Below are 11,343 nucleotides of genomic sequence, written 5' to 3' on the forward strand. Positions count from 1 at the left end.
CGCTCCGCCGCGGGAGCGGGTCGACCGCTCCCCGGCACGCTAGATCGGCAACTGCCCCAGGGCCCAGCGCAGCAGGAAGAACAGCACCAGGCCACCGAGAATGGTCGCCAGCAGGTGGCGGCTGAGCGCGGCGATCAGGATGGCGCCGAGGCCCGCCAGCAGGTAGGCGTTGTCCAGGGTCAGGTGGAAATGCTCGCCATCGGGCATGAGCATGCCGGGCACCACGATGGCGGTGAGCACGGCCGTCGGCACGTAGTGCAGGCCCTGGCGCACCACCGGCGGGAAGCTCAGGTTGGGCCAGGCGAACAGGCTGTAGCGGATGGCGAAGGTGATGGCCGCCATGCCGATGATCAGGCTCCAGGTTTGCATGAGATGTCCTCCCCCAGCAGATCGAGTCGATAGCGGCGCTCCAGCACCACGCCCACGGCAATACCGCAGAGGGCCGCGGCCATCAGCCCCAGCTTGTACGGCAAACCCTGGCAGGCTAGCGCCACGGCGCCGGCCACCAGCGCCGCGGCCACCTGGGGCCGGTTGCGCAGCATCGGCACCACGATGCCGATGAAGGTGGCGAGCATGGCGAAGTCCAGCCCCCACGCCGCCAGGTTGGGCACCGCCTGGCCGAAGATCACCCCCACCAGGGTGCACAGCTGCCAGTTCAGGTACATGGCCAGGGCCGCACCGAAGAAGTACCAGTGCTTGTGCGGTGAGTCGTCCTTCTCGGCGTAGCGGTGCTGGACGACGGCGAAGGCCTCGTCGGTCAGCCAGAAGGCCAGCGGCATGCGCCAGCGCGCCGGCAGGTGGCGGACGAAGGGTTGCAGGGTGGCGCTGTAAAGGGCGTGGCGCAGGTTGACGACGAAGGTGGTGAGCAGCACCACCGCCGCCCCGGCGCCGCCGCTGAGCAGGGTGATGGCGATGAACTGCGACGAGCCGGCGAACACCAGCAGCGACATGCCCATGGCCTGCCAGGCGGACAGCCCGGCACCGCCAGTCAGGGTGCCGAAGATGATGCCGAAGGGTATGGCGCCGACGATCATCGGAACGATGTCGCGGGCGCCGTGGACGAATTCTGCGGAACGGGACATGGGGCCTCCTTGTCCCGGCAGACTAGCGCCTGGCCATCAAGGCGTCTTGAACGATCTTGCGCAGGCGTTGCGGTATTCGCCCGGCCCTACCCCATAGGCCTGCTTGAACTGCCGGGTCAGATGGCTCTGGTCGGCGAAGCCCAGCTGCGCCGCCACATTGCCCGGCGCACAGCCGACCTTGAGCAGCGCGCGGGCCTGGTCCAGGCGCTGCTGCTTGAGCCAGGCATGGGGCGGCAGGCCGGTGGCGCGGCGGAAGGTGCGGGCGAAATGGAAAGGCGAGAGGCTGACCGCGGCGGCCAGCTCCTCCAGGGACGGCGGCTCGGCCAGGCGCTCGCGCAGCAGATCCTTGGCACATAGCACAGCCTTGGACTCGCGACCGGGCATGCCGGGCTCCGGCAACTGCGCATGGCGGCGGAACAGCGCCAGCAGGGCTTCACGCCAGGCCGTCTGCTGCTCCAGCGCGCTGGCCTGCCCTTCCAGCAGGCGATGCAGGCTGAGAAAGCCCTGCACCAGGTCGAGGTCCCGGTGCACGCTGCCACGTAGGGCCGGCAGTCCGGTAACCGGCAGCTCCAGCTCGTCCAGCACGGCGCGAACCTGCGCGGCTTCCGGGTAGAACACCCGATAGCGCCAGCCCTCGTCATCGCCCTTGGAGCCGGTGTGCACCTCATCGGGGTTGATCAGCGCCAGGCTGCCGGCCGGCGCCAGGTGATCGACGCCGCGATAGCGATAGCGCTCCGCGCCGGCTTCGATCACGGCGATGGCGTAGCCGTCATGCACATGGGGGGCGAAGCGATGCTCGATGTAGCGCGCGGACAGCAGCTCCAGGCCACCCAGATGACCGGCCTGCCAGAAATGGGCGTTCTCCCGGGGCTCGCCCATGGCCTATGCGCTGAACAGCGCCTCCAGGCGTTGCTTCACCTCCGGCCAGTCGCGGTCGGTGATGCTGTAGAGCACGCTGTCGTCGAGGCGCCCGTCGGCGAGGCGGCGGTGGTTGCGCAGGAGGCCTTCGCGCTGGGCGCCGAGCTTCTCGATGGCGCGCTGGGAGCGCAGGTTGCTGGCGGCTGTCTTCAGCTGTATGCGCACCAACTGCCACTCCTCAAAGGCGTGGCGCAGCATCAGGTACTTGATCGAGGCGTTCAGGCCACTGCCGTGCTCGCCGCTGGCCAGCCAGGTCCAGCCGATCTCGGCGGCCGGCAGGTTGGGCATGAAGTCAGCGAAGCGCGTGGTACCCACCAGGCTGTCGCCCAGGCGGATGGCAAAGACCACCGCCTGCTCCTCGCGCTGGGCGGCCAGGCCCTGGCGATACCAGTCGGGGCGCAGCGGGCCGCTCATGTAGATCAGGGCATCGCGGTTGGCTTCGGCCAGGGTCACCAGGCTCGGAATATCGGCCTCAGACAGCGGATCCAGGCGCAGGGCGCCGCGCTGCAGTGTGACCGGTTGTGGCTTGAACATCTGCGCCCTCCTCAGGCGAAAGAACCCTGCCGGATGAGAACGTCGCGGGAAGCGGAAGTGCCGTGCAGGACCCCGCGCGAGACGAACGGAACGGCGCGGGCGAAGCAGCACGCTAGCAGCCCCGGGGCGGGGGCTCAAGAGCGCCTGCGACCTTGGTCGCAGCTGCCTGACGAACTGACGGCTTTGGTGCGAAACTGCTGGGAGTCGAATCCGGCGGATCTGACCCGCCAGCGTGTTACCCGGGAGTTGCAATGTCGTTGTCCAGCGGGCTGATCGCCACGGTCGCCTTCCTCTACATGGCCGTCCTCTTCGCCATAGCCTTCTATGGGGACCGCCGCAGCGCGCCGCTGTCGCCACGCATGCGCGCCTGGGTCTACAGCCTGTCACTGGCGGTCTACTGCACCAGCTGGACCTTCTTCGGTGCGGTCGGCCAGGCCGCCGGGCAGGTCTGGAACTTCCTGCCCATCTACCTCGGCCCCATCCTGCTGCTCCTGGTGGCGCCCTGGGTGGTGCAGAAGATGGTGCTGATCAGCAAGCAGGAGAACATCACCTCCATCGCCGACTTCATCGCCGCGCGCTACGGCAAGTCGCAGTCCCTGGCGGTGGTAGTGGCGCTGATCTGCCTGGTCAGCGTGCTGCCCTACATCGCCCTGCAGCTCAAGGGCATCGTCCTCGGGGTGAACCTGCTGATCGGCTCGGGCGCGGAATCCGCCGGCACCCGCGCCCAGGACACGGCGCTCATCGTGTCCCTGGTCCTGGCCCTGTTCACCATCCTCTTCGGTACGCGCAACCTCGACGCCACCGAGCACCACCGCGGCATGGTACTGGCCATCGCCTTCGAGTCGCTGGTCAAGCTGCTGGCCTTCCTCGCGGTGGGCGCCTACGTCACCTTCGGCCTGTTCGACGGTTTCGACGACCTCTTCACTCGCGCCCGCAGCGCCCCACAGTTGGAGCATTATTGGTCGCAGTCGCTGGACTGGTCCTCGATGCTGGTGCAGACGGGTCTGGCCATGCTCGCCATCATCTGCCTGCCCCGGCAGTTCCACGTCACAGTGGTGGAGAACATCGAGCCGAAGGACCTGCGCCAGGCGCGCTGGGTCTTCCCCATCTACCTGGCCCTGGCCGCGCTCTTCGTGGTGCCCATCGCCCTGGCCGGGCAGATGCTGCTTCCCAGCGGCGTGATCCCGGACTCCTTCGTCATCAGCCTGCCGCTGGCCGAGGCCCACCCTGCCCTGGCGCTCCTGGCCTTCATCGGTGGCGCCTCGGCCGCCACCGGCATGGTCATCGTGGAAGCCGTGGCACTGTCCACCATGGTTTCCAACGACATGCTGCTGCCCTGGCTGCTGCGCCGGCAGAACGCCGAGCGGCCCTTCGAGGTGTTCCGTCACTGGATGCTCTCGGTGCGCCGGGTGAGCATCGTCGTGATCATCCTGCTGGGCTACGTCAGCTACCGCCTGCTGGGCTCCACCGCGAGCCTGGCGACCATCGGCCAGATCGCCTTCGCCTCCATCGCCCAGCTCGGCCCGGCGATGATCGGCGCTCTGTTCTGGAAGCAGGCCAACCGCCGCGGCGTGTTCGCCGGCCTCGCCGCTGGCGCCGCCCTCTGGGCCTATACCCTGGTGTTGCCGGTGGTGGCCCGCGGCCTGGGCTGGCCGCTGGAGAACTTCCCCGGCCTGGCCTGGTTGGTGAACAACCCCCTGGATCTGCCGATCGAGCCCCTGACCCAGGGCGTGGTCCTGTCGCTGGCCGGCAACTGGATTCTCTTCGCCTGGGTCTCGGTGTTCTCCCGCACCCGTGTCTCCGAGCACTGGCAGGCCAGCCGCTTCATCGGCCAGCAGGTCTCGGCCCGCACCAGCTCCCGCTCGCTGCTGGCGGTGCAGGTGAATGACCTCTTGATGCTCGCCTCGCGCTTCGTCGGCGAAGAGCGCGCACGGCAGAGCTTCATCCGCTTCGCCTACCGTTCGGGGATCAGCTTCAACCCGGAACAGAACGCCAACCAGGACTGGATCACCCACACCGAGCGCCTGCTCGCCGGCGTGCTCGGGGCCTCCTCCGCGCGGGCCGTGGTAAAGGCCGCCATCGAAGGCCGCGAGATGCAGGTGGAGGACGTGGTGCGCATCGCCGACGAAGCCTCCGAGGTGCTGCAGTTCAACCGCGCCCTGCTGCAGGGCGCCATCGAGAACATCACCCAGGGCATCAGCGTGGTCGACCAGTCCCTGCGCCTGGTGGCCTGGAACCGACGCTACCTGGAACTCTTCGACTATCCCGACGGCCTGATCAGCGTCGGCCGGCCGATCGCCGACATCATCCGCTTCAACGCCGAGCGCGGCCTCTGCGGCCCCGGCGAAGTGGAATCCCATGTGGCCCGGCGCCTCTACTGGATGCGCCAGGGCCGGCCGCACACCTCCGAGCGATTGTTCCCCAACGGCCGGGTCATCGAGCTGATCGGCAATCCCATGCCCGGCGGCGGCTTCGTCATGAGCTTCACCGACATCACCGCCTATCGCCAGGCCGAGCGCGACCTCAAGGACGCCAACGAAGGTCTGGAGCAGCGGGTCACCGAACGCACCCACGAGCTGTCCAAGCTCAACCAGGCGCTGATCGAGGCCAAGGGCACAGCGGAGTCGGCCAACCAGTCGAAAACCCGTTTCCTCGCCGCCGTCAGCCATGATCTGATGCAGCCGCTGAACGCCGCACGGCTGTTCTCCGCCGCCCTCGGCCACCAGCAGGATGCCCTGCCCGGCGAGGCCCGCGAACTGGTCAGCCACCTGGACAGCTCGCTGCGCTCGGCCGAGGACCTGATCGCCGACCTGCTGGACATCTCGCGCCTGGAAAGCGGCCGCGTCACCCCTGACCGCACCGCCTTCCCGCTGGCTTCGCTGTTCGATACCCTGGGCGCCGAATTCAAGGTGCTGGCCCAGGAACAGGGCATGGACTTCCGCCTGCGCGGCAGCAAGCTGCGGGTCGACAGCGACATGAAGCTGCTGCGCCGGGTTCTGCAGAACTTCCTCACCAACGCCTTCCGCTATGCCAGGGGCCGAGTGCTGCTGGGCGCGCGGCGCGAGGGCAACCAGCTGCGCCTGGAGGTCTGGGACCGTGGCCCGGGCATCCCCGAAGACAAGCGCAAGGTGATATTCGAAGAGTTCAAGCGCCTGGACAGCCACCAGACCCGCGCCGAGAAGGGGCTGGGCCTGGGCCTGGCCATCGCCGACGGCCTCTGCCGGGTGCTCGGCCACAAGCTGGAAGTGCGTTCCTGGCCGGGCAAGGGCAGCGTATTCAGCGTCACCGTGCCGCTGGCACGCGTCCAGCAACCCTCACCCGTGGTGCAGAAGCAGGCGGAGATCAATGGCCAGGCCCTGGCCGGCACCCAGGTGCTCTGCATCGACAACGAGGACAGTATCCTCACCGGCATGCACAGCCTGCTGTCGCGCTGGGGTTGCCAGGTCTGGACCGCGCGCAACCGCCTGGAATGCGAACACCTGCTGGCCGAGGACGTGCGCCCGCAACTGGCCCTGGTGGACTACCACCTGGACGAGGGCGAAACCGGCACCGAACTCATGGCCTGGCTGCGCACCCGCCTGGGTGAGCCCCTGCCCGGCGTGGTGATCAGCGCCGACGGCCGCGCCGAACTGGTGGCCGAAGTCCACGCCGCCGGCCTCGACTACCTGGCCAAGCCGGTCAAGCCGGCGGCCCTTCGCGCCCTGATCAGCCGGCACGTGAGCCTGCGTTGAGTGGATGTCGCCCCTGACTGGTGGGAGCGAATTCATTGGATCGTAGGATGGGTGGAGCGGAGCGATACCCATCGAGCCGGCGCCTCGGTTCCGTCGGGTGAATATCCGCGTGGCGGGCTACCCCCGGGAGGGTGGAAAGAAGAGCGCTCTCCCTACGGTTTGCAGCTGAGGGCTCAGCGCTTGAGAAAGCCCTTGAGCAACTCCCCCACCCGCTCGCCCAGCTCCTGATTAGCCGAGAGCTGCAGGCCACGGGCCAGTTCGCTGTCCACCACCTGTTCCACCAGGGGGCGCAGGGCCAGCAACTGGCGGTTCAGCTCGTCCAGTTCGCGGACATGGGGCAGGCTGCCGGAGAGCAGCGGATTGACCAGGTGCTGGACGATCATCCGCACGATGCCGGCCGACACCGGTTCCACCTGACGGCGGATGGCGGCGAACTGGTCCAGCAGCACGTCCAGCGGAATCCCCGAGCGGTAGAGCTGCACCCCGGCGCCGAACACCCGGGGATTGAGCACCCGCAGGTGGTCGCCGGCGAACTCGATCAGGCCCAGCTCACGGGCGCGGTCCATGTTGTCGTCGGTCAGGTCGGCGCCGAACAGCGCCTGCACTTCGTCGAAGCCCAGGCGGGTCGGCTCCACCTGGTTCCAGGCGCCGACTATGGCCTGCTCCAGTCCCAGTACATGGGCCAGGTCGCGGCCTTGCTCCCAGGCTTCCAGCAGTTCGCGGATGCTGGCGATGCCGTAGCCACGCTCCAGCAACTGGCCGATCAGCCGCAGCCGCGCCAGATGTCCGCCGTTATAGATGCCCACCCGCCCGCGCCGCTCCGGCGGCGGCAGCAAACCGCGGTCCTGGTAGGCGCGCAGGTTGCGCACCGTGGTGCCGGCCTCGCGGGCCAGTTCATCCACCGTGTATTCGGCATCCGTCGCCGGCGCATCGGCGGCCTGGTCGAGGAGCTTGCTGAGGAAGGAGGGGACATTTTTCATGGGCCGGATCATAGCCCCGCCCCTCTCACCCCAACAACAGCGTCCTCCTTGGCCCAACCAATGGCTGGACTTGCCCCCGGCTCCTTTTCACGACGGCGCTGAAAACCCCACTCAGCCGCTCTAATCCAAGCCTTTCGCTTGTCGGGTAACGCGGTAACAGCGGCCACGACGGGCAGCCTCGACGTCTGGCCAAGGGCCGATCTCCCGTTCAAGAATGACTGTGACATCGATTGATGTAACAGTCCCAATACCGGAGATCGTGCATGCCTGCCCCTGCCCTCACCGCCCAAGACCTGTCCGAGTTCCGCAATGTGCAGCAACTGGCCTATCGCTGTGCGCAGACCATCGCCGGCGAACTCAAGCCCGGCATCAGCGAGAAGGAAGCCGCCGCGCTGATGAAGACCTGGCTGCAGGATCACGGTGTGCGCGACTGGTTCCACCAGCCCTTCGCCTGGTTCGGTCCACGCACCGCCTTCAAGGGCTTCGATGGCCTGCGTCACCTGGGCGGGTTCAACCTGGCGTTCTATCCGGGCAAGCAGCGGCTGGAGGAAGGCATGCCCTTCATCCTCGACTGCGCCCCCACCCTCGGCGCCTACACGGCGGATATCGGCTACTCCGGTGCCTTGGGCAGCAACCTGCTGGTGGAACGGCTGCTTGACGACCTGATGGACCACCGCCAGCTCATCCTTGACCTGGTGCGCCAGCGCCTGCCGCTGGCCCGCGTCAGCCAGGCGGTGGACAGCCTTTGCGCGCGCCAGGGCACCCTGCCGCGCCACAAGGCCTACCCCTTCGAGGTGCTGGCCCACCGGGTGGAGAAACTCGGCGAACGCCAACGGGGCCCGTCCATCGCCCGCTTCGGCCTGCGCAATATCTACACCCTGACGAAGAATGCCCTGGTCACAGGCCGCCGCGAGGGCTGGTCGCCGCTCTGGTCGAGCAACAGCCGCTCGGAACACCCGCCAACGCCCGGCCTCTGGGCGGTGGAGCCGCACCTGGGACTGCGTGGCGTCGGCGCCAAGTTCGAAGAGCTGCTGGTGGTGACCGAGGACGGCGCCTGGTGGCTGGATGACGACCTGCCCCATGTCCGCCGCTGGCAGGCCCGCCAGCAGGCCGCCGACAAGCAGGTGGCGGCATGAACTCGCCCCTGCGACTGGAGCCCCAGCGTATCGCCGTGAAGGGTGATGGCGTGGAACTGGCCGCCTACCGCTGGGGCAACGCCGCCGGCCCGACCCTGCTGCTGGTGCACGGCTACCCCGACAGCCATGAGGTCTGGTTGCCACTGGTGCGCGAGCTGGCCGCCGATTACCAGATAGTCGCCTATGACGTACGCGGTGCCGGCGCGTCGGATATCCCGCGCAAGACGCGGGACTACCGGCTGGAAAAACTGGCCAACGACCTGGAAGCGGTGATCAAGGCGGCCAGCCCCGAGCGCCCAGTGCATCTGGTGGCCCACGACTGGGGCTCGATCCAGTCCTGGGAAGCGGTGACCGAGCCGCGCATCCAGCCGCTGCTGGCTTCCTACACCACCGTCTCCGGCCCCTGCCTCGACCATGTCGGCCACTGGATGCGCGCACGCCTCAAGGAGAAGCGCCCGCGCGCCCTGGGCCGGGTGCTAGGCCAATTGCTCAGCTCCTGGTACATCGCTTTCTTCCATACCCCGCTGCTGCCGGAACTGCTCTGGCACTCGGGGCTCGCACGTGCCTGGCCGACCCTGCTGCGCCGAGTGGAAGGGGTCCGCCAGGCACAGCCCAATCCCACCCAAGCCGCCGATGGCCAGCACGGGGTCAAGCTCTACCGCGCCAACTTCATCAAGAGCCTGTTCCGCCCCCGCGAACGGCCGACCCAGGTGCCGGTGCAGCTGATCGTGCCGACCCGCGACCGCTTCGTCCGTCCGCAGCTGTTCCAGCAACTCGACCACTGGGCACCGCGCCTGTGGCGCCGCGAAGTGGCCGCCGGACATTGGCAGCTGCTGGCCGAACCACAACGCCTGGCCGGCTGGATCAGGGAATTCGTCGAGCATCTTGAAGGCGGTGAAGCCAGCCGCGCCCTGCGCCTGGCCAGGGTACGCCCCGGCGGCGGCAGCTTCGCCGGCAAGCTGGTGCTGGTGACCGGTGCGGGCGGCGGCATCGGCCGCGCCACCCTGCTGGAATTCGCCGAGCGCGGTGCCAGCGTACTGGCCGCGGACATCGACCTGGCCGCCGCCGAGCGCAGCGCCGAACTGGCCCGTGCCCTGGGCGCCGAGGCCTGGGCCCGGCAGCTGGACGTCAGCGACAGCGCGCAGATGGAGGCTTTCGCCGCCTCGGTGGAAACCGAATTCGGCTGCCCGGACCTGGTGATCAACAACGCCGGCATCGGCATGGCCGGGGCCATGCTCGACACCCGCCCCGAAGACTGGGAGCGCCTGCTCAGGGTCAACCTCTGGAGCGTGATCGACGGTTGCCGCCTGTTCGCGCGGCAGATGATCGAGGCCGGCAAGGGCGGGCACATCGTCAATATCGCCTCGGCCGCGGCTTTCGTGCCCTCGCGCAACTACGCCGCCTACGCCACCAGCAAGGCCGCCGTGCTGATGCTCAGCGAATGCCTGCGCGCCGAGCTGGCCGGAAAAGGCATCGGAGTGACCGCCATCTGCCCGGGGCTGGTCAACACCGGAATCATCCAGGCCACTCGCTTCCACGGCCTCGACGCCGAAGCCGAGGCCCGGCGCAAGGCCAAGGTGCAGCGCCTCTACCGGCGCCGCAACCTGAGCGCCGAAACCGTGGCCATGCGCATCGCCCAGGCGGTGGAGCGCAACAAGCCGGTGCAGGCGGTGGGCAGCGAGGCCCACCTCAGCGTCGCCCAGTGGCGTTTCGCCCCCTGGCTGTCGCGCCTGCTGGCACGCCTGAACCTTTCCGCCTGAGGAACAAACGATGAGCCACGAGCATCACCGCCTGGAACAACGCAAGGTGCGCTTCGACTTCGCCGACACCCCGCTGCACTGGGTCCCCGGCGAGCCAGAGGCCTCGCACATCATGAACACCCTGCACCTGATTCTGCCGGCCGGGGAATTCTGGTTCTGCCGGGTCTACAACAAGGCCCTGCCGCTGATCACCGACGAACGCCTGAAGGAGGACGTACGCGGCTTCGTGCGCCAGGAGGCCCAGCATGCCCGCGCCCACGACAGCGCCCTGGTTCCCTACCTGGAGCGCCACGGCATCGACCCTTCGCCCTTCACCAAGGGCATCTACTGGCTGTTCGAGAAGGTGCTCTGCGACTACCCCCTGGGCGAAAACGCCCTCACCCGCCGCCTGCAGCCCTGGTGGCTGCGCCAACGGGTCGGGCTGATCGCCGCGGTGGAGCATTTCACCTGCGTGCTCGGCAACTGGATCATCACCACCCGCAGCCTGGACGCGGCCGACCCGGTGATGCTCGACCTCCTGCGCTGGCATGGCGCCGAAGAAGTCGAACACCGCTGCGTGGCCCACGACCTGCACGTGCACCTGAAAGGCAGCATGCCGATGCGCTGGTTCTACATGCTGGTGGCCAGTGGCGCGCTGATCTTCCTGTTCAGCCGCTCCATGCGCACCCTGATGCGCCAGGACCCGGCGACCCGCTACCGTCCGGGCTTCCTCAGGCTCTGGCACGCTCTGGGCAAGCGCGACCTGCTACCGCCGGTGGGCAGCATCGGTCGCGCGGTGCTGCGCTACTTCAAGCCGGGCTTCCATCCCAGTACCGAGGGCGATCTGCAGGTGGCGCTGGACTACCTGGCCAGTTCGCCTGCGGCGCAAAGGGCGGCGGAGGCTGTCTGAGCGGATTGGGGCGTTTTTCCTGTAGGGGCGAATTCATTCGCCAAGCAGACCGAAGGTCTGCCGTAGGTTGGGCAGAGCGCAGCGAAGCCCAACACCGTCCCCGCCCGAAAACGTTGGGCTTCGTTTCACTCAGCCACAACCTACGGTGACTCTGCGAACGGAAGCTCAGCCTTCCACCTGCTCATCCAGCAGCGGCAACCCCGCCGCCCGCTCCAGCAGCCCGAAGGGCTGCCGTAGGTTGGGCAGAGCACAGCGAAGCCCAACACCGAACCCGCCCGGAAACGTTGGGCTTCGTTTCACTCAGCCACAACCT

At 68.1% G+C, this 11,343-nt stretch carries 9 protein-coding genes; 4 read left to right on the top strand and 5 right to left on the bottom strand.

What is annotated here, in order from left to right; all coding sequences use genetic code 11:
* Nucleotides 1-39 precede the first annotated feature (39 nt).
* From E8F11_RS16230 to E8F11_RS16245, 4 genes are read right to left on the bottom strand one after another with little or no spacing between them, the layout of a single operon-like run.
* Nucleotides 40-369 carry an AzlD domain-containing protein gene (locus E8F11_RS16230; RefSeq protein WP_280289864.1) on the bottom strand — a complete coding sequence of 110 codons (330 nt, stop codon included), beginning with the start codon at nt 367-369 and terminating at the stop codon, nt 40-42.
* Nucleotides 351-1,082, bottom strand: a complete 732-nt coding sequence (locus E8F11_RS16235) for an AzlC family ABC transporter permease (RefSeq protein WP_280289865.1) — start codon at nt 1,080-1,082, stop codon at nt 351-353. Before E8F11_RS16235 ends, E8F11_RS16230 begins: the two co-directional genes overlap by 19 nt.
* Before the next feature lie 36 nt (nt 1,083-1,118).
* Entirely contained in the window at nt 1,119-1,961 is an 843-nt protein-coding gene (locus tag E8F11_RS16240) for an AraC family transcriptional regulator (protein WP_280289866.1), read from the bottom strand.
* A gap of 3 nt (nt 1,962-1,964) precedes the next feature.
* Nucleotides 1,965-2,534, bottom strand: coding sequence for a GNAT family protein (locus tag E8F11_RS16245; RefSeq protein ID WP_280289867.1), 570 nt, complete (start codon nt 2,532-2,534; stop codon nt 1,965-1,967).
* 251 nt (nt 2,535-2,785) lie between these two features.
* Here E8F11_RS16245 and E8F11_RS16250 point away from each other — a divergent pair, with 251 nt between their 5' ends.
* Nucleotides 2,786-6,265, top strand: a complete 3,480-nt coding sequence (locus E8F11_RS16250) for a PAS domain-containing hybrid sensor histidine kinase/response regulator (RefSeq protein WP_280289868.1) — start codon at nt 2,786-2,788, stop codon at nt 6,263-6,265.
* 173 nt (nt 6,266-6,438) lie between these two features.
* On the opposite strand, the gene E8F11_RS16255 is transcribed toward E8F11_RS16250, so the two are convergent.
* Nucleotides 6,439-7,245, bottom strand: coding sequence for a MerR family transcriptional regulator (locus E8F11_RS16255; protein ID WP_280289869.1), 807 nt, complete (start codon nt 7,243-7,245; stop codon nt 6,439-6,441).
* A 263-nt stretch (nt 7,246-7,508) separates the two neighbouring features.
* On the opposite strand from E8F11_RS16255, the gene E8F11_RS16260 reads away from it, so the two are divergent.
* The 3 genes from E8F11_RS16260 to E8F11_RS16270 are packed head-to-tail and all read left to right on the top strand — an operon-like array spanning nt 7,509 to nt 11,030.
* Nucleotides 7,509-8,381: a M24 family metallopeptidase gene (locus E8F11_RS16260; protein ID WP_280289871.1), complete on the top strand. Its 873-nt coding sequence runs from the start codon at nt 7,509-7,511 to the stop codon at nt 8,379-8,381.
* Complete coding sequence (locus tag E8F11_RS16265; RefSeq protein ID WP_280289872.1) at nt 8,378-10,141, top strand: SDR family oxidoreductase; 1,764 nt, start codon at nt 8,378-8,380, stop codon at nt 10,139-10,141. Before E8F11_RS16260 ends, E8F11_RS16265 begins: the two co-directional genes overlap by 4 nt.
* A 10-nt stretch (nt 10,142-10,151) precedes the next feature.
* Nucleotides 10,152-11,030, top strand: coding sequence for a metal-dependent hydrolase (locus E8F11_RS16270; RefSeq protein WP_280289873.1), 879 nt, complete (start codon nt 10,152-10,154; stop codon nt 11,028-11,030).
* The last annotated feature ends 313 nt before the right edge of the window (nt 11,031-11,343 follow it).

This window comes from Pseudomonas sp. BN417, assembly GCF_029871205.1.
In the GTDB taxonomy this organism is placed as follows: Bacteria; Pseudomonadota; Gammaproteobacteria; order Pseudomonadales; family Pseudomonadaceae; genus Metapseudomonas.

Excerpts from the sequence above, each read along its gene's own strand:
- E8F11_RS16230 (WP_280289864.1), bottom strand. The coding sequence starts at position 369 with ATGCAAACCTGGAGCCTGATCATCGGCATGGCGGCCATCACCTTCGCC.
- E8F11_RS16235 (WP_280289865.1), bottom strand. The coding sequence starts at position 1,082 with ATGTCCCGTTCCGCAGAATTCGTCCACGGCGCCCGCGACATCGTTCCG.
- E8F11_RS16240 (WP_280289866.1), bottom strand. The coding sequence starts at position 1,961 with ATGGGCGAGCCCCGGGAGAACGCCCATTTCTGGCAGGCCGGTCATCTG.
- E8F11_RS16245 (WP_280289867.1), bottom strand. The coding sequence starts at position 2,534 with ATGTTCAAGCCACAACCGGTCACACTGCAGCGCGGCGCCCTGCGCCTG.
- E8F11_RS16250 (WP_280289868.1), top strand. The coding sequence starts at position 2,786 with ATGTCGTTGTCCAGCGGGCTGATCGCCACGGTCGCCTTCCTCTACATG.
- E8F11_RS16255 (WP_280289869.1), bottom strand. The coding sequence starts at position 7,245 with ATGAAAAATGTCCCCTCCTTCCTCAGCAAGCTCCTCGACCAGGCCGCC.
- E8F11_RS16260 (WP_280289871.1), top strand. The coding sequence starts at position 7,509 with ATGCCTGCCCCTGCCCTCACCGCCCAAGACCTGTCCGAGTTCCGCAAT.
- E8F11_RS16265 (WP_280289872.1), top strand. The coding sequence starts at position 8,378 with ATGAACTCGCCCCTGCGACTGGAGCCCCAGCGTATCGCCGTGAAGGGT.
- E8F11_RS16270 (WP_280289873.1), top strand. The coding sequence starts at position 10,152 with ATGAGCCACGAGCATCACCGCCTGGAACAACGCAAGGTGCGCTTCGAC.